The 26,357-nt window shown below is 68.5% G+C and carries 27 protein-coding genes and 1 tRNA gene; 15 read left to right on the forward strand and 13 right to left on the reverse strand.

Going from position 1 to position 26,357, the window contains the following annotated elements:
- Positions 1 to 566: 566 nt before the first annotated feature.
- From L3V85_RS01250 to L3V85_RS01260, 3 genes are all read left to right on the forward strand, one after another.
- A complete protein-coding gene (locus tag L3V85_RS01250; protein ID WP_237677627.1) occupies positions 567 to 1,028 on the forward strand; it encodes an RrF2 family transcriptional regulator in 462 nt (153 codons plus the stop codon).
- Entirely contained in the window at positions 1,018 to 1,920 is a 903-nt protein-coding gene (locus L3V85_RS01255) for an NAD(P)/FAD-dependent oxidoreductase (RefSeq protein ID WP_237677628.1), read from the forward strand. Before L3V85_RS01250 ends, L3V85_RS01255 begins: the two co-directional genes overlap by 11 nt.
- A 63-nt stretch (positions 1,921 to 1,983) precedes the next feature.
- A tRNA-Gly gene (locus L3V85_RS01260) sits at positions 1,984 to 2,059 on the forward strand.
- A gap of 73 nt (positions 2,060 to 2,132) precedes the next feature.
- Here L3V85_RS01260 and fahA read toward each other — a convergent pair.
- Genes fahA through L3V85_RS01295 form a run of 7 tightly spaced genes read right to left on the reverse strand, consistent with a single transcriptional unit; the run spans position 2,133 to position 8,418 of the window.
- Entirely contained in the window at positions 2,133 to 3,458 is a 1,326-nt protein-coding gene (gene fahA, locus L3V85_RS01265) for a fumarylacetoacetase (protein ID WP_237677629.1), read from the reverse strand.
- A gap of 10 nt (positions 3,459 to 3,468) precedes the next feature.
- Positions 3,469 to 4,275, reverse strand: a complete 807-nt coding sequence (locus L3V85_RS01270) for a cyclase family protein (RefSeq protein ID WP_237677630.1) — start codon at positions 4,273 to 4,275, stop codon at positions 3,469 to 3,471.
- Between the two features lie 41 nt (positions 4,276 to 4,316).
- Positions 4,317 to 5,096 carry an ABC transporter permease gene (locus tag L3V85_RS01275; protein WP_237677631.1) on the reverse strand — a complete coding sequence of 260 codons (780 nt, stop codon included), beginning with the start codon at positions 5,094 to 5,096 and terminating at the stop codon, positions 4,317 to 4,319.
- Entirely contained in the window at positions 5,093 to 5,863 is a 771-nt protein-coding gene (locus L3V85_RS01280) for an ABC transporter permease (RefSeq protein WP_237677632.1), read from the reverse strand. Before L3V85_RS01280 ends, L3V85_RS01275 begins: the two co-directional genes overlap by 4 nt.
- Entirely contained in the window at positions 5,856 to 6,713 is an 858-nt protein-coding gene (locus tag L3V85_RS01285) for an ABC transporter ATP-binding protein (RefSeq protein ID WP_414080178.1), read from the reverse strand. Before L3V85_RS01285 ends, L3V85_RS01280 begins: the two co-directional genes overlap by 8 nt.
- Positions 6,710 to 7,669: an ABC transporter substrate-binding protein gene (locus L3V85_RS01290; RefSeq protein WP_237677634.1), complete on the reverse strand. Its 960-nt coding sequence runs from the start codon at positions 7,667 to 7,669 to the stop codon at positions 6,710 to 6,712. The genes L3V85_RS01285 and L3V85_RS01290 overlap by 4 nt, the downstream gene beginning before the upstream one ends.
- Entirely contained in the window at positions 7,666 to 8,418 is a 753-nt protein-coding gene (locus tag L3V85_RS01295; RefSeq protein WP_237677635.1) for a TetR/AcrR family transcriptional regulator, read from the reverse strand. The genes L3V85_RS01290 and L3V85_RS01295 overlap by 4 nt, the downstream gene beginning before the upstream one ends.
- A 100-nt stretch (positions 8,419 to 8,518) precedes the next feature.
- On the opposite strand from L3V85_RS01295, the gene L3V85_RS01300 reads away from it, so the two are divergent.
- Together L3V85_RS01300 and L3V85_RS01305 are read left to right on the forward strand one after the other, a co-directional pair.
- Entirely contained in the window at positions 8,519 to 10,522 is a 2,004-nt protein-coding gene (locus L3V85_RS01300) for an acetoacetate--CoA ligase (protein WP_237677636.1), read from the forward strand.
- 121 nt (positions 10,523 to 10,643) lie between these two features.
- Positions 10,644 to 10,976, forward strand: coding sequence for a YbaY family lipoprotein (locus tag L3V85_RS01305; RefSeq protein WP_237677637.1), 333 nt, complete (start codon positions 10,644 to 10,646; stop codon positions 10,974 to 10,976).
- A gap of 8 nt (positions 10,977 to 10,984) precedes the next feature.
- Here L3V85_RS01305 and L3V85_RS01310 read toward each other — a convergent pair whose 3' ends face one another.
- Both L3V85_RS01310 and L3V85_RS01315 read right to left on the reverse strand, forming a co-directional pair.
- Positions 10,985 to 12,919 (reverse strand): adenylate/guanylate cyclase domain-containing protein, encoded by a 1,935-nt coding sequence (locus L3V85_RS01310; protein WP_237677638.1) that lies wholly within the window; start codon positions 12,917 to 12,919, stop codon positions 10,985 to 10,987.
- 213 nt (positions 12,920 to 13,132) lie between these two features.
- Positions 13,133 to 13,843, reverse strand: a complete 711-nt coding sequence (locus tag L3V85_RS01315; protein WP_237677639.1) for a 2OG-Fe(II) oxygenase — start codon at positions 13,841 to 13,843, stop codon at positions 13,133 to 13,135.
- A 104-nt stretch (positions 13,844 to 13,947) separates the two neighbouring features.
- Here L3V85_RS01315 and L3V85_RS01320 point away from each other — a divergent pair, with 104 nt between their 5' ends.
- The 4 genes from L3V85_RS01320 to L3V85_RS01335 are packed head-to-tail and all read left to right on the forward strand — an operon-like array spanning position 13,948 to position 16,430.
- Positions 13,948 to 14,295: a hypothetical protein gene (locus tag L3V85_RS01320; protein ID WP_237677640.1), complete on the forward strand. Its 348-nt coding sequence runs from the start codon at positions 13,948 to 13,950 to the stop codon at positions 14,293 to 14,295.
- The gene (locus L3V85_RS01325; RefSeq protein WP_237677641.1) at positions 14,292 to 15,107 is read left to right on the forward strand and encodes a zeta toxin family protein; all 816 of its coding nucleotides are present in this window, start codon (positions 14,292 to 14,294) and stop codon (positions 15,105 to 15,107) included. Before L3V85_RS01320 ends, L3V85_RS01325 begins: the two co-directional genes overlap by 4 nt.
- Complete coding sequence (locus L3V85_RS01330) at positions 15,104 to 15,613, forward strand: GFA family protein (protein ID WP_237677642.1); 510 nt, start codon at positions 15,104 to 15,106, stop codon at positions 15,611 to 15,613. The genes L3V85_RS01325 and L3V85_RS01330 overlap by 4 nt, the downstream gene beginning before the upstream one ends.
- A gap of 4 nt (positions 15,614 to 15,617) precedes the next feature.
- Positions 15,618 to 16,430, forward strand: coding sequence for a 2-keto-4-pentenoate hydratase (locus L3V85_RS01335; RefSeq protein ID WP_237677643.1), 813 nt, complete (start codon positions 15,618 to 15,620; stop codon positions 16,428 to 16,430).
- A 16-nt stretch (positions 16,431 to 16,446) separates the two neighbouring features.
- Here L3V85_RS01335 and L3V85_RS01340 read toward each other — a convergent pair whose 3' ends face one another.
- Positions 16,447 to 17,367: an AraC family transcriptional regulator gene (locus L3V85_RS01340; RefSeq protein ID WP_237677644.1), complete on the reverse strand. Its 921-nt coding sequence runs from the start codon at positions 17,365 to 17,367 to the stop codon at positions 16,447 to 16,449.
- 7 nt (positions 17,368 to 17,374) lie between these two features.
- Positions 17,375 to 18,277: a LysR substrate-binding domain-containing protein gene (locus L3V85_RS01345; protein WP_081267332.1), complete on the reverse strand. Its 903-nt coding sequence runs from the start codon at positions 18,275 to 18,277 to the stop codon at positions 17,375 to 17,377.
- Between the two features lie 186 nt (positions 18,278 to 18,463).
- Between L3V85_RS01345 and L3V85_RS01350 the strand changes: the two genes are divergently transcribed.
- From L3V85_RS01350 to L3V85_RS01365, 4 genes are all read left to right on the forward strand, one after another.
- Positions 18,464 to 19,663, forward strand: coding sequence for an acyl-CoA dehydrogenase (locus L3V85_RS01350; RefSeq protein WP_237677645.1), 1,200 nt, complete (start codon positions 18,464 to 18,466; stop codon positions 19,661 to 19,663).
- Between the two features lie 115 nt (positions 19,664 to 19,778).
- Positions 19,779 to 21,023: a CaiB/BaiF CoA transferase family protein gene (locus tag L3V85_RS01355; protein WP_237677646.1), complete on the forward strand. Its 1,245-nt coding sequence runs from the start codon at positions 19,779 to 19,781 to the stop codon at positions 21,021 to 21,023.
- Positions 21,024 to 21,036: 13 nt separating this feature from the next.
- Positions 21,037 to 21,468 (forward strand): VOC family protein, encoded by a 432-nt coding sequence (locus L3V85_RS01360; RefSeq protein ID WP_237677647.1) that lies wholly within the window; start codon positions 21,037 to 21,039, stop codon positions 21,466 to 21,468.
- Between the two features lie 188 nt (positions 21,469 to 21,656).
- Complete coding sequence (locus tag L3V85_RS01365) at positions 21,657 to 22,070, forward strand: organic hydroperoxide resistance protein (protein ID WP_237677648.1); 414 nt, start codon at positions 21,657 to 21,659, stop codon at positions 22,068 to 22,070.
- Between the two features lies 1 nt (position 22,071).
- Here the strand turns inward: L3V85_RS01365 and L3V85_RS01370 are convergent, their stop codons facing one another.
- On the reverse strand, positions 22,072 to 22,530 hold the full coding sequence (locus L3V85_RS01370; RefSeq protein ID WP_237677649.1) for a CopD family protein: 459 nt from the start codon (positions 22,528 to 22,530) through the stop codon (positions 22,072 to 22,074).
- A 67-nt stretch (positions 22,531 to 22,597) separates the two neighbouring features.
- Complete coding sequence (locus L3V85_RS01375) at positions 22,598 to 23,566, reverse strand: LysR family transcriptional regulator (RefSeq protein ID WP_237677650.1); 969 nt, start codon at positions 23,564 to 23,566, stop codon at positions 22,598 to 22,600.
- 127 nt (positions 23,567 to 23,693) lie between these two features.
- On the opposite strand from L3V85_RS01375, the gene L3V85_RS01380 reads away from it, so the two are divergent.
- Positions 23,694 to 25,037 (forward strand): DUF3100 domain-containing protein, encoded by a 1,344-nt coding sequence (locus L3V85_RS01380; RefSeq protein ID WP_237677651.1) that lies wholly within the window; start codon positions 23,694 to 23,696, stop codon positions 25,035 to 25,037.
- A 149-nt stretch (positions 25,038 to 25,186) separates the two neighbouring features.
- Positions 25,187 to 26,356, forward strand: a complete 1,170-nt coding sequence (locus tag L3V85_RS01385) for a M20 aminoacylase family protein (RefSeq protein ID WP_237677652.1) — start codon at positions 25,187 to 25,189, stop codon at positions 26,354 to 26,356.
- Position 26,357: the final 1 nt, after the last annotated feature.

Here is a 26,357-nt window from a genome sequence, read left to right on the forward strand (position 1 = left end):
GGATCAGAGGTCATCCGTAGCAAACTCCCGATATCAAGAAGCGCACAGATGAGTCTGATTACCCAAATGACGCATTGAACTATCGGGAAGCTCATACGCTTCCGTGATGCCCGCTGGCGACTTGGGCGCCTATGCTTTTTCTTTGCCACTTCATGGCTCCTTTCTCAAAGCGGACCTCGCGACATGCGAGGCCTCTCGTCAGCCCTGAGAAAGTGGGAGAGCGCCAGCAGTTTTTACCTCTGGGCCGCCAGTGTCGCTTCAGACTCGTATGAAGCGTGCTGCCTAGGCACGACAAGCTCACAAGGCTGGCTCTTCTTGAAAGAGAGATCCAAGTAAGCGCGGCGTGCCCAGCAGATGTCAGAAATCTTTCGATTTCCACGAGCCACGTTTCCATGACTCCGTTTTTGACTTAACACCCTTTAGCCCAAGCGATTGGAAATCTACATGTACTTGGTGCGCCATACAAGAGGGATTTCCGTAGCAGATCGCCATCCAAAGCCCCGCTTCTTCAAAGGTCTGGAAGATCGTTTTCGGACGTTTTTTGTTTATGCAACTAATAATGTTGCATGAAACGAGACAGCAAGCTTTCAGGCGTTCTCCACGTGCTGCTGCACATGGCCGAGATGGAGGGGCCGGTCACCTCCGAGTTGCTCGCGGTCGCGATGCATACCAACCCGGTCGTCATCCGTCGCCTCATGGCGGGCCTTCGGCAGGCGGGGTTCGTGAGTTCGGCCAAGGGCCACGGCGGCGGATGGGTGCTGTCGTGCTCGCTCTCGGCGGTCACGCTGGGCGACGTGCACAACGCCGTCGGTGCCCCCGCGCTGCTGGCCATGGGCAACCGCACCGAAAGCCCGGGCTGCATCGTCGAGCAGGCGGTGAATGCCGCGCTCGACGGCGTGTGCGAGGAGGCCGAGGCGCTGCTGCTCAGACGTTTCAACAGCATCACGCTGGCCGATCTTTCCAGGGACTTTCACCGCCGCATGACGGGCGGCGGCTTCACTTCAAAGGACATTGAACATGCGCTATGACGTTCTGGTGGTGGGCGGCAGCTTTGCCGGCCTTTCCGCCGCGATGCAACTGGCCCGCGCACGCCGAAAGGTGTGCGTGGTCGACGCGGGCGCGCCGCGCAACCGCTTTGCCGCGGCGTCGCACGGCTTCTTCGGGCAGGACGGCACGCCGCCGCTGAAGATGGTCGCCGACGCGCGCGACAAACTGCTCGCATATCCGACGGTCGTCTTCGTCAAGGCCGGCGTGACGGCGGCGAACGCCGATGACGAAGGTGGTTTCACGGTGTCGCTGGACAACGGCGAACAGCTCTCGACCCGCAAGCTGCTGCTGTCGTACGGCGTGCAGGACGGCCTGCCGGACATTCGCGGCATCGGTGAGCGTTGGGGCAAGAGCGTGCTGCACTGTCCTTACTGCCACGGCTACGAGTTCGGCGATCGCCAGTTGGGTTTGCTCTTTCACGCGGGCGGTCCGCCGGACCACGCATTGCTGATCGCCGAGTGGGGCCCGACCACGCTCTTCCTGAACGGCGGCAGAGGGCCCGATGCGGAGGTTCGCGCCAGGCTGCAAGCGCGCGGCGTGACCGTCGAGCCGGGACGCATCGTTGCCCTGGAAGGCGCGGCGACGGACCTGGCCGGCGTGCGCCTGGAGGACGGCAGGCTCGTGCCGGTCGAGGCGCTGTTCGTGGCGCCGCACACGCGGCCCGCCAGCCCGCTGGCCGAACATCTCGGCTGCGCCTTCGACGACGGCCCGATGGGCCAGGTGCTGCGCGTCGATGCCATGAAGATGTCGACGGTGCCCGGCGTCTACGCGGCGGGCGATCTTGCGATGGCGTTTTCCAATGCCACGCTGGCGTCGGCGGACGGGTTGATGGCCGGCGTGTCGATCCACCGGTCGCTGGTCTTCGGGGTCTGAAAGAACTTTTTTCACGGATTCGGCAAAACCCGTCAAAAAGCACCCTATAATCTGAGGCTCGACGCGGGAATAGCTCAGTTGGTAGAGCGCAACCTTGCCAAGGTTGAGGTCGAGAGTTCGAGACTCTTTTCCCGCTCCAAATCGTAGAGAAAAGGCCACCCAATCGGGTGGCCTTTTTTTCGTTGGGCGATTCGATTCGACGACGGCCTGTCTCAGCTCCTGGCCGCCAGCACCGTCCCCCGACTCTCCCCGAACCCGATGCGCGCATGCCCTGGCTTCTCGCACCAGCCGCGCAGCAGTACCGCGTCGCCGTCCTCGAGAAAACCGCGCTGCTCGCCGTTGGCCAGCGTCACCGGGTTTTGCGCGGCGCGTGTCAGCTCGATGATCGCGCCGGCCTCGCCTTCGCCCGGCCCCGAGATCGTGCCGCTGCCGAACAGGTCGCCCGGGTTCAGGCTGCAGCCGCCCATGGTGTGATGCGTCACCATCTGCGCCACGCTCCAGTACTGATGCTTGAAGCTGGTGGACGACAGGCGCGACGGCCCGGTCTTCTCCTTGCGGGCCTTCTCGCTTTCGAGCCAGACCTCCAGCCGGATGTCGAGCGCGCCGCTTTCGCGATTGGCCGCGTTCTCCAGGTAGGCCAGCGGCTGGGGCTCGTTCGCCGGTCGCGTCCACGCTTGCCGATAAGGCGCGAGCGCCTCCATCGTCACGATCCACGGCGAGATCGTGGTCGCGAAATTTTTCGCGAGGAACGGCCCGAGCGGCGCCATCTCCCAGAACTGGATGTCGCGCGCCGACCAGTCGTTGAGCAGGCAGATGCCGAAGATGTGTTCCTCCGCGCGCTCCAGCGCAATGGGCTCGCCCTGCGCGTTGCCCGTGCCGATCCACACGCCCAGTTCCAGCTCGTAGTCGAGCCGCGCGCAGGCCTGGTAGGTGGGCGCCTTCGCGCCGGGCGCCATCGCCTGGCCCATCGGCCGGTGGAAGCGCTGGCCGCTCACGCCGATGGTCGACACGCGACCGTGGTACGCCGTCGGGATCCAGCGGAAGTTGGGCGTCACGTCGCCATCGGGATTCATCAGCCGGCTGATGTTCAGCGCGTGATCGATGGAGGTGTAGAAGTCGGTGTAGTCGCCGATGCGCGCTGGCACGGTGTATTCGGCGTCGGCCTGCGGCACGAGGCATTCGCGCACCGCCTGCACCGTGGCGACGGGCGCGTCGTTCTTCAGCAGGTCGAAGAGCGCATGGCGCAGCGCCTTCCATGGGTTGGCGCCGAGCGCGAAGAAATCATTCAGCGCGGGCTGCGCGGCCGCGCGTGCCGCCTGCAGCGCAAGGCCCTCGAGTTGCTCGCGCGCGGCCAGCGCCGCGAGGTCCAGCACCTGGTCGCCGATGGCGACGCCGCCGCGAAAGCTCTCGTCGCTCCCCGCGCGACGGAACACCGCATGCGGCAGGTTCTGGATCGGGAAATCGCCGCCCGCCGCATTGGCCGATTCGACCCAGCTGCGTGCATGAACGTCGTGCGTGTGGTTGAGTGCAATGCTCATGGACGGAACCTCACACCGAGGCCATCAACGCGTCGTCGAAGATCGCGACCGCGCGCGTCCAACCGGCGGATGCACCGCGAATCTTGTGTGGGAAGCAGCTGATGAAAAAGCCGGTGGGCGGCAGCGCCTCCAGGTTGTGCAGCTTCTCGATGTGGCAATAGCCGATGTCGCGCCCGGCCTTGTGGCCTTCCCAGATCAGCGATGCGTCGTGCGTCTCGCCGTACTTCTTGGCGGTGTGCACGAAGGGCGCGTCCCAGCTCCATGCGTCGGTGCCCGTGAGGCGCACGCCGCGCTCCAGCAGATACATGGTCGCTTCATAGCCCATGCCTGCGCCGGCCGACACATAGTCGGGGTTGCCATAGCGCGAACCGGCGCGCGTGTTGACAACCACGATCTCCAGCGGGCTCAGCGTGTGGTCGATGCGCTTCAGCTCGGCCTCGACGTCGGCGGCCGTGACCACGTAGCCGTCGGCGAAATGGCGAAAGTCGAGCTTCACGCCCGGCTGGAAGCACCATTCGAGCGGCACGTCGTGGATCGCAATGGCGGGCTTCTTTTCTCCCAGCGCCTTGTCCATCGTCGAGTGGAAGTGATAGGGCGCATCGAGGTGCGTGCCGTTGTGCGTGGACAGCTGCACCAGCTCCACCGCCCAGCCCTCGCCGTCGGGCAGGTCTTCCTTCTTGAGGCCCGGGAAGAAGGGCTCGATCTGCTCGTAGGTCTGCTCGTGCGTGAAGTACTGGATCTTGGGCGCGAAGGCCGGCGGGTCGGACAGCACGTCGTTCTCCAGGAAGATCGACAAATCGACGAATTTGCGTGGCATGGGAACTCCTTGTGGGGTGTTGGTGTTGGAAGAAGAAGGAATCAGGGGTGCTGCCAGCGCAGCAGGCGCTGCTCGGCGAAGGCCAGCAGCGCATTGCTCGCGAAGCCGATGAGGCCGAGCAGCACGATGCCGGCGAACAGGTCGCTCGCGCGGAAAGCGCGCGCCGCCAGCAAGATGGCCTGGCCCAGGCCGCTTTGCGAGGCGATCATTTCGCCCACCACCGCGACGATCAGCGCAATGGTCAGCGCCAGGCGCATGCCGGCCAGGATGTCGGGCATCGCATTGGGCAGGCCCATCTTCCAGATGTACGCCGCGCGCGACATCTGCAGGCAGCGCGCCACTTCCGACAGCCGCGGCTCCACGGCCGCGAAGCCGTGCACCGTGGCCAGCAGCACCGGCCACATCGCGCCGAAGGCGACCACGAAGAGCACCATGCCGGGGTTCAGCCCGAAGATCGAAATGGCCAGCGGCAGCAGCGCCGAAGCGGGCAGGGGGCGGATGAACTCTAGCGTCGGCTGCACCCAGGCGCGCACCGAGGGCGACACGCCGATGGCCGCGCCCAGCAGCACGCCGAACAGCGAAGCGAGCAGCCAGCCTTCGATCATCCGGCCCACCGTGGCCTGCGTGAAGCCGAGCAGTTCGCCGTTGCCACCGGTGCCCGAGAGATTCAGCCCTTCGAGCAGGCTCGCGAAGGTAGCTTGCGGCGTGGGCAGGAACACGCGGCTGACCCAGCCCGCATTGCTGGCCACCCACCACAGCGCCACCAGCGCGAGCAGCACGCCCAGCGAGCCGAGCCGGTCCAGGTACGGGCGGGCCTTCATGGCTGCACCCCCATGCGCCGCGCCACCATGCGCTGCAACAGCAGCATGCCCGCGTTGACCGCGAAGCCCACCACGCCGATCCAGCCCAGCCAGGCGAGCATCAGCGCGGGGTCGAAGCTCTGCTGCGCGATCATCATCGCGTAACCCATGCCGTTGGGGTTGGCCGCGATCTCCACCGTCACCGCCACCACCAGCGCCACAGCCACGCCCAGCCGCAGCGCGACGAACAGGCGCGGCACGATGGCCGGCAACACGATCTTGAAGGCCCGCTCGCGCGCCGACAGACCCAGCACGCGGCTCACCTCCAGCAGCCGGGGCTCGACCTGCTGCACTGCCGCCTGCACCAGCACCAGCAGAGGCCAGAAGGTGGCGAAGGCGACGATGGCCAGTTCCATGCGCACGCCGAAGCCGAAGCCCAGCATCGCCAGCGGAATCAGCGCGACCGATGGCACCGGGCGCAGCACCTCGATGGACATCGACCCGAGCTGCGCCGCGCGGCGCGAAAGCCCGAGCACCAGGCCCAGTGCGATGCCGAGCACGGCACCAAGCAGCAGGCCCAGCGCGGCGGTGCCCAGCGTGAAGCCGGTGGCCTGCCAGAGCGAGCCGTCCATCGCCGCGCCCACGAAGGCCCTGGCCGCCGCGCTCGGCGGCGCGAGCGAGTCGCTGCCCAAGGCCGACGCGCGGCGTGCGTACCACTCGAAGGCGCCTATCAGCACCAGCGGCACCACCCACGGCCGTGCCCAGCGCAGGAGGCGGTTCTCAATCATGGCCCTGCTCGATGAAAGCGAACAGCTCACGCCGCAACCGCAGGTACTCCGGATGCTCCTTGGTCGTGAGCTGGTCGCGCGGGCGCGGGATCTTCACGTCGATCATCCGCGCGAGGCTGGGACGGCCCGGGCCGGGGTTGGCCTGCAGCGCGATCACGCGGTCTCCGAGGTAGATCGCCTCTTCCAGGTCGTGCGTGACGAACAGCACCGTAAGCCCGTCGTCGCGCACCAGCCGTGCCAGCTCGTCCTGCAGGCTCTGGCGCGTGAGCGCGTCCAGCGCGCCGAAGGGCTCGTCCATCATCATCAGCTCGGGCTTCTGCGCCAGGCAGCGGGCGATCTGCGCGCGCTGCTGCATGCCGCCCGACAGCTGCACCGGAAACTTGTGCGCATGCTTCGCGAGGCCGACCTTGCCGAGCACATCGGCGATGCGCGGCGCGCGCTGGGCCACCGGCACGCCCGCGGCTTCCAGCGCCAGGCTCACGTTGCCCTCCACCGTGCGCCAGGGCAGCAGCGCGCGGCCGTAGTCCTGGAACACGAAAGCCACTTCGCGCGAGGGCTCGGTCATCTTCACGCCGTTGCGCCGCACTTCGCCAGCGCTGGCCATTACGAGCCCGCTGGCCGCGCGCAGCAGCGTGGTCTTTCCGCAGCCGCTGGGGCCGACGATGCAGACGAACTCGCCGCGCGCCACGTCGAACGATGTGGGCGAGAGAATCTCGCGCCCACCCAGGCGGATGGTCACGCCGTCGAAGCGCAGGAAAGGGGTGGCTTGCATCGTGGGGCTGGCTGGCGAATGGAAGGCGGCGGCCTGAAGCGCGGCGCGCGCGGTGACGGGGGCTGGCGCGGAGATCACTTGGCCACCAGCTTCGCCACGTCGATGTTCGTCTTGAGCATGTCCTGCTCCTTCATGAGCCCGGTCCAGTAGGCGAGTTGCTTCTCGGTCACCACCGGGCCGGGCGGCGAGACCTGCACCTTGGCCAGCACCTCGGGCGGCAGCTTGATGTACTTGCCGATGGCCGCGCGCACCTTGGCGTCGTTCTTCGGCTGCTGCATGAACGCCGCCGCTTCCACCAGCGCCTCGCGGAAGGCGCGCGCCGCCGTCGGGTTCTTCGCCACCCAGTCGCGCTTGGCCGCGTGCACGATGGTCTGGTTGTTCTCGGGCAGGAAGGTCGAGTAATACGAAGCCACGTAGCCCGCGCCGCTTTCGGTGATGCGGCTCATGAATGGGTCGGCCGACACCACCGCGTCGACGGAGCCGCCGCGCAGCAGGTCGGCATGCTGCGGGAATGCGGCCTCCACGAAGTTGACCTTGCGGTAGTCCACGCCGCTGTCCTTCAGCCAGGCACGGAAGGTCACGTGCAGGAAGGCGCCCAGGCCGGGCACGCCGATCTTCTTGCCCACGCAGTCCTGGGCGCTCTTGATGCCCGAGCCCGCGCGCGCCACCAGGCCGAAGCCGGTGATGGTCTTGGACGTGAGCCCGCCCCCGGCCACCAGCACCAGGTCGAGCCCGCCGTCCACCGCCTGCAGGAACACCGAGGGCGTGGGACCGCCGATCTGCAGCGAGTCCGACTGCAGCGCGGCCGGGATCGTCGAGTTCAGCGGAATGAACTTGAGTTCGACATCGAGATTGCGCTTCTTGAAGTAGCCCTCCTCGGCGGCCACGAAGGCCGAGGCGAAGTCGGTCACGGCCGTGTAGCCGAACACGATCTTCGGGTTGGACTGCGCGAACGCCGGCAGCGCCGCGGCGGCCGATGCGGCAGCGATCGCCGACAGCAGGGTGCGCCGTTTCATCGGGGTCTTCGTCATCATGTCTTCTGTCTCCGTGGGGTGGTTTTCGTGGATGGATTCCTGGCCGCCTTCGGCCGGGGCAGCGCGGCGCGCAGTCCGCCGACGATGAAGTTCACGAGCATCGGCGCCACGGCCGGGTCGGCGCGCTTGTTCTCGCCGCGCGAGAGCCGTTCGATGCGGCTGTCGTTCAGGTGGTGCAGCAGCGAGCCCAGCGCGAACTGGTAGCCCCAGGCGACCTGGCTGCGCGTGGCGTGCGGCAGCGCGATGTGCAGCGCGTCGATGTAGGCCTCAGCCAGCGGGTCGAAGTAGCCGCGCAGCACGCGGTCGGCTTCCTCGGTCGCGTGGTAGAGCTCGCGCGCCACCAGCAGCGCGTAGTACTCGCCCTCGGCGCTCGCGCGCAGCGCCAGCACGGGCGCGGTGAAGGCTTCGATGATGCGGGGCAGGGTGCGCACGTCCTCGGGGTCGAGGGTCAGGGCGGCCAGGCCGGCCAGCCGTTCCTCGATGGTGTGGCCCCAGTGCTCGAAGATGGCGTGAAACAGCTCGTGCTTCTGGCCGTAGTAGTAGCCCACCAGCGCCAGCGGCACGCCGGCCTCCTCGGCGATCTGGCGGATCGTCACCACGTGGTAGCCGTGCCGCGCAAAAAGTTTCTCGGCCGCCAGCAGGATGGCGTGCTTGCGGTCGGGGCGGACAGTCTCGGCGGCGACTGCTGCGGAGGCAGGTGCAGCGGCGCGCAGGGCGCCGCGCTTGGTGGTCGGTGTGCGGGTGCTCATCGGGGCGTATTGAACGCTTGTACAAAAAACTTGAACACGCGTACAAACCCTGAGGTCAACCCGGATTGAGCACGGTCGTTCGCGGCGCTACGCTCTCGGTATGTCCGCCCCCAACATTCCCCAGATCCGCCTCTACCAGAACTGGCTGCGCGAGAAGCACGGCCTTTCCTTCGACAGCTACGACGCGCTGTGGCGCTGGTCGACCACCGAGCTCGACGCCTTCTGGCGCAGCATCTGGGACTACGCCGCCATTCAGTCGCCCACGCCGCTCGCGTCCGGCGCCACCGTGCTGGCCGAACGGCGCATGCCCGGCGCGCAGTGGTTTCCCGGCGCCCAGGTCAACTACGCGCGCGAGGTGCTGCGCCACGTCGACGCGGCTCATGCCGCCGGCATGCCCGCGATCGTGAGCGACAACGAACGCGGCGACGTGCGCGAGATGTCCTGGCCCGAAATGCGCCGCCAGGTCGCGTCGGTCGCGCTCACGCTCAGGGCGCTGGGCGTGCGCCGCGGCGACCGTGTCGCGGCCTACATGCCCAACGTGCCCGAAACCATGGTCGCGTTCCTGGCGTGCTCCAGCATCGGCGCGGTCTGGAGCGTGTGCGCGCCCGACATGGGCACCGCCGCCGTGGCCGACCGCTTCCGGCAGATCGAGCCCAAGGTGCTGATCGCGGTGGACGGCGTGCACTACGGCGGCAAGCCGCTCGACCGCAGCGCGGTGCTGCAGGAGCTGCGCGGCCAGCTGCCCAGCGTGAAGAAGCTGGTGCTGGTGAAGTCGCCGTTCGCGGCCAACGCGGTGCCGCACGACATCGACTGGTCGCGTGCCATCGGCCGCTACGACGACGAGGTGAACGCCTTCGAACCCGAATGGCTGCCCTTCGACCATCCGATCTGGATCGTCTACTCCAGCGGCACCACAGGCCTGCCCAAGCCCATCGTGCACGGGCAGGGCGGCATCATCCTCACCATGCACGCCTGCGGCCTGCACAACGACGTGGGCGCGAGCTACGGCGCCAACAACCTGGGCGAGCGCTACCACTGGTACAGCTCCACCGGCTGGGTCATGTGGAACTCGCAGCTCTCGGGCATGGCCTTCGGCGCCACCATCTGCATCTACGACGGCAACCCGGCCGGCAGCAAGGAAAAGCCCGACTGGAGCGTACTGTGGCGCTTCGTCGCGCGGCACAAGGTCACCTTCTTCGGCGCAGGCGCGGCCTACTTCACCAACTGCATGAAGGCCGGCCTCGTCGCCAGGGACTGCGGCGACCTGTCGGCCGTGCGCGCGCTCGGCAGCACCGGCTCGCCGCTGCCCGAGGAAGTGCAGCGCTGGGGCTCGCGGCAGATTCTCGACGCGGGTTCGAGCGAGGTGTGGTGGTGCAACATCTCCGGCGGCACCGACTTCTGCGGCGCCTTCGTCGGCGGCAACCGCGACCTGCCCGAAGTGCCCGGCCAGATGCAGTGCCGCGAACTCGGCCACGCCGTGGAGGCCTGGAACGACGACGGCCAGCCCGTCATCGGCGAGGTTGGCGAGCTGGTGTGCACCCAGCCCATTCCGTCGATGCCGCTGTACTTCTGGGGCGACGAAGGCAACGCGCGCTACCTGTCGAGCTACTTCGACACTTACCCGGGCGTCTGGCGCCACGGCGACTGGATCAGGATCGGCACCGACGGCGGCTGCATCATCTACGGCCGCAGCGACGCCACCATCAACCGCCAGGGCCTGCGCATGGGCACCAGCGAGATCTACAGCGCGGTCGAAGGCCTGCCCGAGGTGCTCGACTCGATGGTGGTCGACCTCGAATACCTGGGCCGCGACAGCTACATGCCGCTGTTCGTGGTGCTGCGCCCGGGCGTGGCGCTCGACGACGGCATGCGCGCGCGGCTGAACAACGCCATCAAGACCTCGCTGTCGCCGCGCTTCGTGCCCAACGACATCTTCCAGGTGCCGGAGATCCCGCGCACGCTCTCGGGCAAGAAGCAGGAACTGCCGATCAAGAAGCTGCTGCTGGGGCAGCCGCTGGAGAAGGTGGTCAACCGCGAGGCGATGGCAAACCCCGGAAGCCTCGAGTGGTATGTGGCCTTCGCCGCGGAGCGTGCCTCCGCATAATGGGCGGATGAAAAGACGTACCAGCCTCCTCATGTTTTCCGCCGTGGCAGGCGCTTCTTTGCTGGGTGCCTGCGCGGCGCCTTCGTCGTCCGGACCCGCTGCCGGAGCCTCTCAGCTGCGGGTGACCGGCACCGTTGCCTACCGCGAGCGCATCGCGCTCGACCCCGCGGCCGAGGTCGTGGTGCAGCTGCTCGACGTGTCGCGCATGGATGCGCCCTCGACCGTGCTGGCCGAGCAGCGCTTCAAGGCCGACGGCAGGCAGCCGCCGTTCGCCTACGAGCTGAAGGCGGATGCGGCCCGCATCGATCCGCGCATGCGCTATGCCGTGTCGGCGCGCATCTCGCGCGGCGAGCAGCTGCTGTTCATCAACGACACGCAGTACTCGGTGCTCACGCAGGGCAACGGCACCAGCGCCAACCTGGTGCTGGTGCGCGTCACCCAGTCGCCGCGCTGAGGCGGGCGCTAAGAAGTCATCAGTTCGTAGAGCACCAGCGGCGTCTGGCGGCCGCGCAGCTCCACGAGTTCTTCGATGCGGCGCGCATGCAGCCGGCCCTGCAGGCCCGCGAACGTCACCTCCGACATCAGCACCTGCGTGCCCAGCTGCTTGTTGATGCCCTCGATGCGGCTCGCCACGTTGATCACGTCGCCGAACGCGGTGTACGACAGCCGGTCGTTCGAGCCCAGCACCCCCGCGATCACCATGCCCGTGTGAATGCCCACGCGCGTGCGGAATTCGGGCAGGCCCTGTTCTTCCCACCGGCGGTTGAGCTCGTCCATTTCCACATGCAGCTCGAGGGCCGCCAGGCAGGCCTTGTACTCCGCGTCCGGCAGGTCGGCGGGCGCACCCCACAGCACCATGATGCCGTCGCCGATGAACTTGTCGACCATGCCGCCGTGCCGCGCGAACACCGCCGTCGCGAGGTTGAAGTATTCGGTCAGCATGCCCACCAGCACGTCGGTGTCGAGCGACTCCGAGATCGAGGTGAAGCCCTCCACGTCGGTGAACGTCACCGTCACCCGGCGCGGCGAACCGCTGGGCGCGAGCGCATGGCCGTCGGCGACCAGCTGGTTGATGACGTCCACCGGCACGAATTTGCTGAAGGCCTTGAGGCTGCGCGCCGAGTCGTCCAGCGCCTGGTCCAGGTGCTGGATCTCGAGCACGCGGCTGGGCTCGCGCGGCAGGTTGTCGAGCTCCAGCAGGCCGATGCGCCGCGCGATGTGCGAGAGGTTTTCCACCGGCGAGGTCACCAGCTTCGACAGCTTGAGCGACATGAACAGCGCGAACGCCAGGAAGGCAAGCGCCAGCAGCACGCCCAGCAGCACCGCATGCCGCAGCTCGCCCAGCAGGATGTCTTCGGGCACCCAGCTCACCAGCTGCCAGCCCGTGCTGTGGATGAACGAGGTCTGCACCAAGTAGTTGTGCCCCTCGTAGGTGAAGGAAAACGCGGTGTCATGGTGGCTGCCCGCGGTGCCGTCGGCCAGCATGCGGGCGTGCAGCGCGCCGAGCGCGCCCGATGGAGCCTCCAGCTTGTGCAGCACGCCCGGGTGGTCGCTGCGCGCGAGCACATGGAAGTCGGCGCTCAGCAGGGCGCTGTCGCCATAGCCGCCGCTGCTGCTGAACTGCTGCACGAATCCTGAAAGGCGCCCCAGCGACACATCGCCCGCCACCACCAGCGCCTGCGTGCTGCCCGCGGCATCGCGGCGCCTGGCCGGCAGCGCGTAGGTCACGCCCAGTTCCTGCGCGGCGGCGAAGACATAGGGCTGCGTCCAGATCGGCCCCTGCGCCTTGCGGGCCTGCAGATACCAGCTGCGCCGCGTCGGGTCGTAGCTGCTGCGAAGGGTCTCCACGCGCTGCGTGGCGTAGCGGTCTTGCGCATCGGCCTCGGCCACGGGCGGCGGCTTGTAGTGCCAGGTCTCGGTGGTGAACGCCGGTCCGCGCTCGATGTGCCGCATGGCGGGCGTGGGGTAGCGCAGCGCCATCAGCATCTGGCCGGCTTCATTCGCCACGTAGATGCTGTCGAGCTCGGGCGATTGCGCCAGCAGCGTCCACAGAAGCTCCGAGGTTCTCTCGGACTGCTCGCCCGCGGGCCGCAGGCTGGGGGCGCTGCCCACCGCGCCGATCACCGACTCGGCCTTCTGCAGGAAGGCCTGCACCTTGTCTTCGGTGCGGTCGTGATTGGCCTTGTGCGCGGATATGCCGATCCGCGACACCAGCCGCTGCGACCCCCAATAGCCAAGCGACACCAGCAGCAGCGACTGCGTGAGCGCCACCGCGCTGACGATGGTGCCCACATCTACCCTGAAGTGCCGCGAGCGCCTGGGGGGCGGCGCCGTGGCGGCGGATTCGAAAGGCGGCTTTCCCGCCACATCCGGATTCCCGGACGAGTTCTTGTTCATACAGCTCCCTGACGACCACTCGAACACACCCGCGCCGCGAAGGCGCGGATCGGCATCCGGCGGGCCCGCGGCCCCGATCGTTGGTGTCGGGGATCCTGGCGGGTGCCGGATGCGGTGGGGATTTTCGCTGCTCTTGGCTGTCGTTGTGCTTGCGTCGGCCAAGAAGAACGGTCGTGCGGGAAAGCCCTGTGGCGCGGCGCCGGGCCGCCGTGTTCAGCGCGCGTCGTGGAAGATGATGCCCAGCGTATGCCGCCGTCCCGAGCGCAGCCGGCTCACGCCGTGGCGCATCGTCACGCGGTAGCTGCCGCGCGTGCCCGACACCGGCCGCTGGTTGACCGCGAAGATCACCGCCTCGCCCCGTGCGAGCGAGACGACTTCGGCGCGCGACTGCATGCGCGGGCGCTGCTCGGTCAGCACGAACTCGCCGCCGGTGAAGTCTTCGCCCGGCTGGCTCAGCAGCACCGTGAGCTGCAGCGGAAACTGCAGGTCGCCGTAGAGGTCCTGGTGCAGGCAGTTGTAGTCGCCTTCCTGGTAGCGCAGCAGCAGCGGGGTGGGGCGCAGCTGGCCCGCAGCGTGGCAGCGCGCGAGGTAGTCGGCGTGCTCCGGCGGGTAGTCGGCGGGCTGGCCCATCGCGGCGGCCCAGGCATTGGCCAGCGGCGCGAGGCGCTCGTACAGGGCGCCGCGCCATGCGGCCAGCTTGTTCGGCAGCGGGTTCGCGAAGTACTGGTACTCGCCCTGGCCGAAGCCGTGGCGCTGCATCACGACGCGGCTGCGGAAGTGCGCGGGCTGGTCGTACATGGCCGAAAGCGCGGCGCACTCCTTCGGCGTGAAGAGCACGCCGGTGGTGGCGCAGCCGCGGGCGGCGAGTTCGGTTTCGATGCGGGGCCAGTCGAGTGCTTCGACGAGGGATGCGGGCGTTGTCATGCCTTGAGTGTCCGGTCTCGGCGGCCGCGCCGCTCGCCGTTTTCGGACGCGGGTTTTCGCCCGGCAGGCAACGAGCCTCCCGTGTTTTGAGCGATCATCCGTCCATGGCAAGAGAAAAAACCACCGCTCGCGAGAACCCGTCGGGGCAGCTGGTGCAAGGCCGTTCGGTGGCGACGCTGGGGCGCGGCATGGCGCTGGTGAAGGTCGGCAGGGCCCCGCGACCGGTCGTGCGTCCCGAAGACAACACCACGGTGCTGCTGAAGAAGGCGGCCCGAGCGCTCGCCAAGCCGGGCATCGACCGGTCCGTCGTTTTTCGGGGCCCCAACGCGGCCAAGGTATTCGCCTACTACGCCTACCCGCAAGACCCGACCAAGGTCGTTCGCGAAGCCGCCGACGGCACCAAGGTGATCGGCCGGCTGGTCGACGGCAGGTTCCGCGCGAGCAAGGCGTGAGCCTGCGTCCGCCGAGCCTCGAGAAGCTCCTGGAGCAGACGCAGGGGCCGCGCCCGGTGGCGTTCGTTCTCGCGGGCCACAACGGCTCCGGCAAGTCCACGCTCTGGTACTCGCGGCTGGCCGCGTCGCTGCGGCTGCCGCTCATCAATGCCGACCGGATGATGATGTCCATCCTGCCGGACGCCGACCCCCGGACGGGCCACATCCCCCTCTGGGCCCAGCAGCTGCGCGACGACGACCTGAAGTGGCAGGTGCTGTCCCAGGAAGGCGTGCGCGCGTTCAAGAGCCTGGTGATGGACCAGCGCATGCCCTTCGCCTTCGAGACGGTCTTCTCCCACTGGAAGCCGCTGCCGGGTGGCGGCCACGAGTCGAAGGCGGACGACATCCGCGCGATGCAGCAGGCGGGCTACTTCGTCGTGCTGCTCTTCGTCGGCCTGGTGTCGGTGGACATGTCCGTCTTTCGCGTGAGCACCCGCAAGCAGCAGGGCGGCCACGACGTGGACCGCAAGAAACTGGTCGAGCGCTTTCCCCGCACGCAGGCCGCGGTCGGCCACGCGGCGCAGATCGCGAACATGACGCTCATGTTCGACAACAGCCGCTCGGAGAAAGACGCCTTCGCGCTGGTGCGGGCGCAGGCGAAGAAGTCGGTTCTCTTCGACGCGCGCGATCCCCAGTTCAAGGTCGATCCTCAACTCCGGGCCGTGTGCGATCCGTGGCTCGAGAAAGTGGCGGGGCCGTTCAAGCCGCAACGCGGCTCGCCGCCGAAGCAGAAAATCACACCGCAACAACCACCGGGCCGGAGCACCCCATGAGCACCACCTCGAATCCATCTCCCGATCAAGCCGGCGACGGCTGGCAACTCCCCTGGACCGGCGGCTGCCGCTGCGGCCAGGTGCGCCTGCGCATCAGCGCGCCGCCGCTGCTGTCGATGGCCTGCCATTGCACCGGCTGCCAGGCCATGAGCGCGAGCGCCTTCTCGCTCTCGCTCGCCATTCCCGCGCAGGGCTTCGAGGTCGTGTCGGGCGAACCCGTCGTCGGCGGTCTGCACGGCGCCGAGTCGCATCACTTCTTCTGCCCGCACTGCAAGAGCTGGATGTTCACCCGCACCGAAGGCCTCGACTACTTCGTCAACCTCCGGCCGTCGATGCTCGACCGCCACGCATGGGTCGAGCCCTTCGTCGAAACCTGGACCGACGAGAAGCTGCCCTGGGCCACCACGCCCGCGAAACACAGCTTCGGCGCCTTGCCCGCGATGGATGCCTTTCCGGCGCTGATAGAGGCCTACGCCAGGGAAGGCGCGCGGCCCGCGAAGGGTTGATGCCATGACGCCGCAAGCCGTCCTCGAGCACTACGACCGGGGGCTGCCGTGGCCGGCCGATCGCCCGCTCCCGATTGCCGCGAACGTCGACGCGGCCTACCAGCAGGCGCTGGCCCTGCGCGCGCTGCGCATCGCGCGGGGCGAGCGCCCGGTCGGCTACAAGATCGGCTTCACCAACCGCACCATCTGGCCCCGCTACGAGGTCTATGCGCCCATCTGGGGCACCGTGTGGCACACGACGCTCACACGAATCAGCAGCAGCGGCAGCAGCAGCGCCGCCGAACTGAGCCTGGACAAGCTCTGCCAGCCGCGCCTGGAGCCGGAGATCGTGTTCGGCATGGCCGCGACACCGCCGCAAGGCGCCACGCTGGAAGAGCTCTTTCGCTGCATCGCATGGCTCGCGCCGGGTTTCGAGATCGTGCAGTCGCACCTGCCCGGCTGGAAGTTCAGCGCCGCCGACACCGTGGCCGATGGCGCGCTGCATGCGCGCCTGCTGGTCGGCAATGAGACATCGGTCGGCCGCTTCGCCACCAGTGCGCAGGCGCTGGACGAGTTGCTCGGCCGCACGCGCGTGAGGCTCTACCGCGGCGATGCGCTCGTCGAGGAAGGCAAGGGCGTCAACGTGCTCGACGGCCCGCTGCATGCCTTGCACCACTTCAACCAGGAACTGCAGCGCTGCCCCGGCGCACCGGCGCTGATGCCCGGCGACGTGGTCACCACCGGCACCTGGACCGACGCCTGGCCGCTGGAGCCCGGCCAGTCCTGGCGCGCCGAGTTCGACGCGCCTTTCGACTCGCTCGGCATCGCGCTGCGCTAGCGGCGGTTTACGCCATTCAGAGCGGCGCGATCGGGATGCAGATGTTGCATTCGAAGGCGCCGGTCTTCTCGTCGAACGCGCCGCCCGGCGGGTAGTGCTCGAACGCGGGCCGGTTGTCGAACTGGAAGCCGCTGGCCGGCAGCCAGTCGCGCAGCAGGCGCGTCCAGGCGGCGTTGATCTCCGGCGGCAGGCCGTGGAACCTCATCGACGCGTAGCGCCCGCCGGGCAGCACCGTCTTCTGGAAGCCGCCGTCGGGCACGAAGCCTTCCGGCACTTCCACCCCAGCGTCGTAGCGCGAATGCTCCGGCGCGGTGATGCTCGGGTCGTCGTGGCTGATGCCGTAGCGCGCATGCGGCCACAGGTTGTGCACGGTGATCCAGGGGGCCACCTGCGTGTTCCAGAAGGCGCCCACCGGCGCGCCGAACGGGCCCACGTAACGCAGGTAGGCGATGGTGACGGGCGGGCGGGTGATGAGATCGACGTGCATGGGCGTTGCCTCCGTTGGCGCGGTGTCGCGCGATGAAGGAACATTCTTCGTGAAGCCGTGCAAGGCGGTCTGATCAGGATTGCTCTGTGTGTCTGTCGGCGCCCAGCGGTGCGCCGCGCGCCATGCCGTCGGCGAACTGCCGAAGTGCGCGCGGAAGGCCCGCGAGAACGCCTCGCCCGAGCCGAAGCCCACCGACAGCGCGGCGTCGAGCACCGACACGCGCGGCTGCGTCGCCAGCCGCAGCGCCGCCACCTCCACCCGGCGCCTGCGGATGTAGTCGCCCAGCGTCTCGCCGGCCCATGCCGCGAACAGCCGGTGGAAGTGATACGCCGAGAAGTGCGCCACGTCGGCCAGCGCCGCCAACTCGAGCGGCTCGTCGAGGTGGTCGTCGATGTGCGTCAGCACCTTGTGCATGCGCCATTCGTATTCGCAGCGGTGATCGCGCGGCATGTCCGCCTCAGCCTTGCCGCGCCTGCCCGAGCAGCCAGTCGCTGAAGAACTTCAGCAGCGGCCGCTGGTCGGCGCGCTCCGGCGTGACGAGGTAGTAGTTGCGCTCGCCGGACAGCGGCCGCGCGCATGCCACCACCAGCTCGCCGCGCGCCAGTTCGTCGGCCACCAGCATCGTCGGCATCAGCGCCACGCCGAGGCCGTGCGAGGCGGCGGCCGCGAGGATGGAGAACAGCTCGTAGCGCGGTCCGCCGCGCGCGTTGGGCGCGTCGATCTGCTGCGCGTCGAACCACTGGCGCCAGCCGTCGGGCCGGGTGCTCTGCTGCAGCAGCGGCATCTTCGCGATGGCGGCCGGCGTCACGGCCTTGCCGCGCGGCAGCAGGGCGGGGCTGCACACCGGCACCACGTCCTCGTGCATCAGCAGCAGCGCATGCGTGCCGGCCCAGTTCTCGACCTGCGCGGGCGTGCCGGCATAGAGCGCGGCGTCGAACTCCGCGTCGGCGAAGAGGAAAGGGCGGGTGCGTGTCTCGATGTGCACCACCACGTCGGGCTGCAGCGCCGCGAAGCCCTTCAGGCGCGGCATGAGCCAGCGGGTGGCGAAGGTGGGCACGGCCGCCAGCGAGAGGGAGCCGCCTTCGCCCTGGTGGGCCATCGCGTCGAGCGTGTCGCGCTCCATGGCCTCGAGGCGCTTGGCGGTCTGGCGTGCATAGGCCGCCCCGCTGGCCGTGAGCGCCACGCCATGCCGCGTGCGGCGGAACAGCGCCACGCCCAGGAAGGCTTCGAGCGTGCCGATCTGGCGCGACACCGCGCTCTGGGTGAGGGCCAGTTCCTGCGCGGCGCGCGTGTAGCTCTCGTGGCGCGCTGCCGCGTCGAAGCACACCAGGGTCTGCAGGGGCGGTATCTTGCGGCGCATGTATGCCTGGAAAGTATGAATGGAACGCAGCGCCCGCCAATGGAGAAGCTGCCGGAACATCTTGCAAGACATTCTACGAACGCATATCTGGGTGAGGAATCCTCGTTTGCGTCATGGCTCCCCGGTGGCTAGGATCGACCGATCCCCCTCTTTTTGTTTTCTTCCCCCTTCTCCGGAGACAGCCACATGGCCGCCAAAGCGCAATTCCACTGGGACGACCCCCTTCTTCTCGACCAGCAACTGACCGACGAAGAACGCATGATCCGCGACGCGGCCAACGCCTACTGCCAGGAGCGCCTGGCGCCCCGCGTCACCGAAGGCTTCCGCACCGGCGAGACCGACCCGGCCATCTTCCGCGAGATGGGCGCGCTCGGCCTGCTCGGCCCGACCATCCCCGAGCAGTACGGCGGCCCCGGCCTCAACTACGTGGCCTACGGCCTGATCGCCCGCGAAGTCGAGCGCGTCGACTCCGGCTACCGCTCGATGGCCAGCGTGCAGAGCTCGCTGGTGATGGTGCCCATCTTCGAATTCGGCACCGAGGCGCAGAAGCAGAAGTTCCTGCCCAAGCTCGCCACCGGCGAATGGATCGGCTGCTTCGGCCTGACCGAGCCCGACCACGGCTCCGACCCCGGCAGCATGGCCACGCGCGCCAAGAAGGTGCCGGGCGGCTACTCGCTCAGCGGCTCGAAGATGTGGATCAGCAACTCGCCCATCGCCGACGTGTTCGTCGTGTGGGCCAAGGAAGTCAGCGAAAGCGGCACGGTCGGCCCCATTCGCGGCTTCGTGCTCGAAAAGGGCATGAAGGGCCTCTCGGCCCCCGCCATCCACGGCAAGGTCGGCCTGCGTGCCAGCATCACCGGCGAGATCGTGATGGACGGCGTGTTCTGCCCCGAGGAAAACGCCTTCCCCGAAGTGCAGGGCCTCAAGGGCCCCTTCACCTGCCTGAACAGCGCCCGCTACGGCATCTCCTGGGGCGCCCTGGGCGCCGCCGAAGACTGCTGGCACCGCGCCCGCCAGTACACGCTGGACCGCAAGCAGTTCGGCCGCCCGCTGGCCGCCAACCAGCTCATCCAGAAGAAGCTGGCCGACATGCAGACCGAGATCACGCTGGGCCTGCAAGGCAGCCTGCGCCTGGGCCGCATGAAGGACGAAGGCATCGCCGCGGTGGAAATCACCTCGATCATGAAGCGCAACAACTGCGGCAAGTCGCTGGACATCGCCCGCATGGCGCGCGACATGATGGGCGGCAACGGCATCAGCGACGAATTCGGCGTGGCCCGCCACCTGGTGAACCTGGAAGTGGTCAACACCTACGAAGGCACGCACGACATCCACGCGCTCATCCTGGGCCGCGCCATCACCGGCATCGCCGCGTTTTCGAACTAACCCCCAGTCTTACTCACTTCGTGTACACGCCAACCCCCTTCCAGGGGGCGACGCCAGCGGCCCGGCAAAGCCGGTTCCGCGGCATCTCTCGAACAGCGAGACAACACCGACTCAGATGACGATGAACAAACCGGCCGCAGCACTCGACGGCATCAAGGTCCTGGATCTGTCCCGCGTGCTCGCGGGCCCGTGGTGCACGCAGATCCTGGCGGACCTGGGCGCCGACGTCGTCAAGATCGAGCGCCCCGGCGTCGGCGACGACACGCGCACCTGGGGGCCGCCCTTCATCAAGGACGCCGACGGCAACGACACCGACCAGGCCAGCTACTTCACCGCCTGCAACCGCAACAAGCGCTCGGTCACGGTCGACATGGCCACGCCCGAGGGGCAGGCGCTGCTCAGGCAGATGGCGGCGCAGGCCGACATCGTGGTGGAGAACTTCAAGACCGGCGGCCTCAAGCAATACGGCCTCGACCAGGAAAGCCTGCGCGCGGCCAACCCGCGCCTCATCTACTGCAGCGTCACCGGCTTCGGCCACGACGGACCCTACGCGGAGCGCGCCGGCTACGACCTGATGATCCAGGCCATGACCGGCATGATGAGCATCACCGGCCGTCCCGACGACGTGCCCGGCGGCGGCCCGCTGCGCGTGGGCGTGGCGCTGACCGACCTGTTCACCGGCGTCTACGCCAGCACCGCCATCCTGGCCGCGCTGCAGGTGCGCGACCGCACCGGCGAAGGCCAGCACATCGACATGGCGCTGCTCGACGTGGGCATGGCCATCCTCGCCAACCAGGCGAGCGCCTTCCTCAACACCGGCAAGGCGCCCGGGCGCCAGGGCAACACGCACCCGAGCCTCGCGCCATACCAGGACTTCCCGACGCAGGACGGCGCGATGCTGCTGGCCATCGGCAACAACGGCCAGTTCGCGCGCTTCTGCGAAGCCGGCGGCCACCCCGAGTGGGCGAGCGACGCGCGCTTTGCCACCAACACCCTTCGCGTGAAGCACCGCGGCGTGCTCATTCCGATGATGGAAGAACTCACGCGCACCCGCACCACGGCCGCGTGGGTCACGCTGCTCGAGGACAAGGCCGTGCCCTGCGGCCCGATCAACGACATCGCGCAGGCCTTCGACGACGCGCAGGTGCAGGCGCGCGGCCTCAAGGTGACGCTGCCGCGCGACGCGGGCGACGGCATTGCCAGCATCGCCGGCGTGGCGAGCCCGCTGCGCCTGTCGGCCACGCCGCCGGTGCTGCGCCACGCGCCGCCCGCGCTGGGCCAGCACACGCGCGAGGTGCTTGCCGAGATGGGCATCGACGACGCCCGCTTCGACGCCCTGCGATCCGCCGGCGTGGTCTGAAGAGGCGTCAGGCATGACGAGCCCGATGCGCCCACCGTTCTCGGTGCTGCGCATCGACCATGTCGTGCTGCGCGTGAAAGACATGGAGCGCGCCGTCGCGTTCTATCGCGAGGTGCTGGGCTGCACCGTCGAGAAGCGCCGCGACGACCTGGGGCTCGTGCACATGCGCGCCGGCGCGAGCCTGATCGACCTCGTCTCGCCCGACGGCCCGCTGGGGCGGCAGGGCGGGGCGCTGCCGGGTGCCGAGGGCCGCAACCTCGATCACCTCTGCCTGCGCATCGAGCCCTTCGACGAAGCCGGCATCCGCGCGCTGATGGCGCGGCACGGCGTCGCCATCCACGGCGAGGTGCACCACAACTTCGGCGCCGAGGGCAACGGCCCGTCGATCTACTTCAGCGACCCCGACGGCAACACCGTCGAACTCAAGGGGCCCGCGGCAGCCTAGCCGCTTTCTTCCTGCCTTCTCTTCTTGCGGATTTGTACGCCACTGTGTCCGGCGGCGCGGTGCATACACGCGCATGCAAATCCCCCGCCTGCTCGACACATCGCGGATACAGCCCGCCGATGTAATTCATGCACCGCCAGCGGGGCGAACGACACACAAGTTCATCACTTCCATCGCAAGGAACCATCATGTCCGACAAGCAAGTCCTCTACACCGGCAAGACCCACACCACCGGCGGCCGCCTGGGCGCATCGCGCAGCAGCGACGGCCATCTCGACATCCAGCTCTCGCCGCCCGGCGGCAACGGCACGGGCACCAACCCCGAGCAACTGTTCGCGGCAGGCTGGTCGGCCTGCTTCATCGGCGCGATGGGCAAGGCCGCCGGCAACCTGAAGGTCAAGCTGCCGGCCGACCTGTCGGTGGACGCCGAAGTCGACCTCGTGCTGGAGGAGGGCCAGTACTTCCTGCAGGCGCGGCTGAACGTGAGCCTGCCGGGCCTGGACCGCGACACCGCGCAAGCGGTGGTCGAGGCCGCGCACCAGACCTGCCCTTACTCCAAGCTCACGCGCGGCAACATCGAGGTCGAACTCAATCTGGTCTGAGTCAGCCCGCGCGCCCGATGGTCGCCACCGCGAACACCGCCACGCCCAGCGCAAGATTCAGCATCACCAGCTTGCGCACGGTGTTCAGCCGCGCGGCGGCCACGGGCCAGGCGCTTTCTTCCACCGCGCGCCGCAGCGCCCGGAACACCGAGGCGCGGATGTAGACGTAGATCGCGGCCATCACGATCGCGATGCTCATCATGGCCTCGATGCGCCAGTGCAGGCCGCGAAAGCCGCCTGCCGCCATGATCATTCCCACGCCGCTCACGAACAGCAGCGTGACCGACGCATCCACCCCCACGAAGAAGCGCCGCAGCGTCGCGGCCATCATGCGCAGGCGCAGCGGCGGCTCCAGCGTGGCGACGGCCGAGGGGCGCACCGCGAAGTGCATGGTCGCCATGCCGCCGACCCAGAAGGCGGCGCACAGCAGATGAATGAAGAGTGCGATGACGTAGGACATGGGGCCCGATCAGAACACCGAAGCGGCCATGCGCGCAATGCGGCAGACCAACCCCCTTGGGGCCTGTTCAGGCTGCGGTGCTTCTGGCCCGCGCGGCCGTGCGCTTCTCCTTGCCGGGCGTGTCGTCGGCATAGCGCCGCATGTCGGCCACCACCCGGCGCAGCAGCTCGGCCGCGGCCGGCGACAGCATGCGCCCGTGGCGCGACACGATGTGCGAGCGCCCCTGCGACAGCAGCGGGTTCTTCATCGGCAGCTCCACCAGGTCGGGGTTGTTGGCGTTGGGCGTGAGCGAAATGCGCGTGCCCAGCGTGTAGCCCAGCCCGGCCGACACGAAATGGCCGAGCGCGCTGAACGACGTGGTGGTCAGCAGCGCGGGCAGCCGCACGCCCTCGCTGACCTCCGCGGCCTCGATGTGCTGGCGCACGCCGAAGTGGCGGTGCAGCGTGGCGCCGGGGTAGGGCAGCAGGTCGGCCAGCTTCAGCGGCCTGCCCAGCTGCGCGAGCGGGTGCGAGCGCAGCACCATCGCCTGGATGGGCTGCGGATGCGACTGGTGCGAGGTGAGCCGGTCGTCCTTGGGCGGCTGGAACAGCATGCCGATGTGGGCGCGCTCCTCGACCACGCGGCGCACGATCTCGTCGGTGCTGGCCACGTCGAGCTCGATGGTGATCTTCGGGTGCGTGGTCATGAAGTCGCGCAGGCTGTGGCGCATGAGCCAGTCGACGTACCCCTCGCCCGCCACCACGTCGATGTGCCCGCGCTCGATCTTGCGGATGCTGTCCATCTGCGCCATGAGGTGCTGCTTCTGGCTGTTCTGGCGCCGCACGTAGCCGGCCAGCATCTCGCCCGCGTCGGTGGCCACCACGCCGCGTCCGTGGCGCTCCAGCAGGGGCACGCCGCACTCCTGTTCGAGGATGCCGATGGCGCGGCTGACGGCCGAGGGGTCCATGTCCAGCACGTCGGCGGCGCCGCGCACCGAGCCGCTGTCGAGCACCTGCATGAAGTAGCGCACGCGGCGCGTGTCGAGCTTGTCGTCCATGGCCCGGTCTCCTGAAAATCGTGGCGAGTGTTGCATTCGATGCATCGAATATCCTTATTTACGGTCATTGATGCAATAGAGCCGGACGCGGAAACTCCCCGGCATTCCGCCAGAAGAAGCCCCACCCATGACCTCCGCCGCCTCCGCACCCCTCTCCGCTGCCGCGCCCTGCGGCGCCTCCGGAAAACTCAAGCTCGCGCTCGTCACGCTGGCCATCGTGGCCGGGGCCGAGCTCATCGGGCCGGTGCAGTTCAGCGTCGGCCCCGGCAAGGTGGCGCTGCTGCCGATGCTGTGGGCGCTGCTGATCGCGGCCGTGTGGGGCGTCGCGCAGCGCCGCCTGCCGGGCGCGGTGCGCGTGGCCACCGCCGAGCAGTCGCTGGCCGGCGGCCTGCTGAACGCGGGGCTGCTGCTGTTCGTGGTGAAGCTGGGCCTGACGGTGGGCGCCGCGCTGCCGCAGGTCAAGCAGGCCGGCTGGGCGCTGCTGTTCCAGGAGTTCGGCCATGCGCTCGGCACCCTGGCGTTGGGCCTGCCGCTGGCGCTGCTGCTGGGCATCAAGCGCGAGGCCGTGGGCGCGACCTTTTCTGTGGGCCGCGAGGGCAACCTCGTGATCATCGGAGAGAAGTACGGCATGGCCTCGCCCGAAGGCCGCGGCGTGCTGGCCGAGTACATCACCGGCACCGTGCTGGGCGCGCTCTTCATCGCGGTGCTGGCGGGCTTCGTGGCCAGCCTGCACATCTTCGATCCGCGTTCGCTGGCCATGGGCGCCGGCGTGGGCTCGGGCAGCCTGATGGCCGCCGCGCTGGGCGCCATCGCCGCGCAGCAGCCGGCCGAGATGCTGCCGCAGCTCACCGCCATCGCCGCCGCGTCGAACCTGCTGACCACCGTGGCCGGCTTCTACTTCACGCTGTTCCTGTCGCTGCCCCTTTGCTCGTGGCTCTACGGCAAGCTGGAGCCGGTGCTGGGCCGCTTCTCGAAGCGCGGCGCGCAGGACGCGGCGGGCACGGGCGCCGTGTCGCAAGTCAGCTTGGCGCACGGCGGTGCCATGTCGCTGCGCGACACGCTGGTCGCCTGGGCCGTGGTGGGCGGCGGCGTGCTCATCGGCAATTCGCTGACCTACAAGGTGCCGCTGCTGGTGTCGCTCGAAGGCATGGCCGCGGTGGTGGTCATCGCGCTGGTGGTCGAGGGCATCAAGCGCCTGGTGCCGCGCCTGCCGATGGTGCTGATGCTGTCGGTGGTGGCCACCCTGGCGGGCATTCCGGGGCTGTTCCCGTTCTCGGACGCGCTCATCGCCATCACCGGCAAGCTCAACTTCCTGGCCTTCACCACGCCGGTGCTGGCGCTGGCCGGCTTCTCGGTCGCCAAGGACCTGCCGGTGTTCCGCCAGCTGGGCTGGCGCATCGTGGTGGTGTCGCTCACCGCCACGGCCGGCACCTTCCTAGGCGCGACCCTGATCGCCGAATTCTTCCACTGACGAAAAAGGCTCGCCCCCAGGCTGCGCGCACTTCGTGTCGCGCACGCCTTCCCCCTACCGGGGGCAACACCTGCGGCCCGGCAAAGCCGGTTCCGCGGTATTTCCCGAAAAGTCCTTCCAGTCCCCACTCATCAACCGAGATCATTCCCATGTACCGCGACCCCGAAATCGCCGAAGACACCCGCGCCCGCATGCTGAGCTGGCGCCGCGACATCCACGCCAACCCCGAGACCGCCTTCGAGGAGCACCGCACCGCCAACGTCGTCGCCAACGCGCTGATGCTGATGGGCCTGCCGGTGCACCGCGGCCTGGCCGGCACCGGCGTGGTCGGCACGCTGAAGAACGGCGAAGGCCCGAGCATCGCGCTGCGCGCCGACCTGGACGCGCTCAACATGCAGGAGCTGGGCACGCAGGCGCATGCCTCCAAGTGCGTCGGCAAGATGCACGCCTGCGGCCATGACGGCCACACGGCCATGCTGCTGGGCGCGGCCGAGCACCTGTCGCGCCACAAGCCCTTCAAGGGCACGGTGCACTTCGTGTTCCAGCCCGCCGAGGAGAACGAAGGTGGCGGCCGCGTGATGGTGGAAGAGGGCCTGTTCGACCAGTTCCCTGCCGACGCCGTCTACGGCATGCACAACTTCCCGGCTCTGCCGCGCGGCCAGTTCGCGATCCGCAAGGGCACGATGACGGCTTTTCTCGACACCTTCGAGATCGTCGTCACCGGCAAGGGCAGCCACGGCGCCATGCCCGAGACCGGCATCGACTCGGTGGTGGTCTCGGCCCAGCTCGTCAACGCGCTGCAGACCATCGTGAGCCGCCGCACCGGCGCGACCGACTCGGCCGTGGTCAGCGTCACGCAGATCCACGGCGGCGATACCTGGAACGTGATTCCCGAAACGGTGGTGCTGCGCGGCACCGTGCGCACGCTCGATGCCGCCATCCAGGACAAGACCCAGGCCGCCATGCAGCAGATCTGCGACGGCGTGGCCGCCACGCACGGCGCGAAGGTGGCGCTCGACTACCGCCGCGGCTACCCCGGCGTGGTCAACACGCCCGCCGAGACCGATGCCGCCGTGGCCGCCGCCGCCAGCCTGGTCGACCGCGCGCAGGTCAAGACCGACATTCCGCCGGCCATGGGTTCGGAAGACTTCGCCTTCATGCTGCAGAAGCGCCCGGGCGCCTACATCGGCATCGGCGCGGGCGAGGGCCCGAACGACCCGAACGTGCACAACCCGTACTACGACTTCAACGACAACATCCTTCCCCTGGGCGCGGCCTACTGGGTGGCGCTGGTCAAGCAGCAACTCCCTGCCGCATGAT

This window comes from Variovorax paradoxus (genome assembly GCF_022009635.1).
Classification (GTDB): domain Bacteria; phylum Pseudomonadota; class Gammaproteobacteria; order Burkholderiales; family Burkholderiaceae_C; genus Variovorax.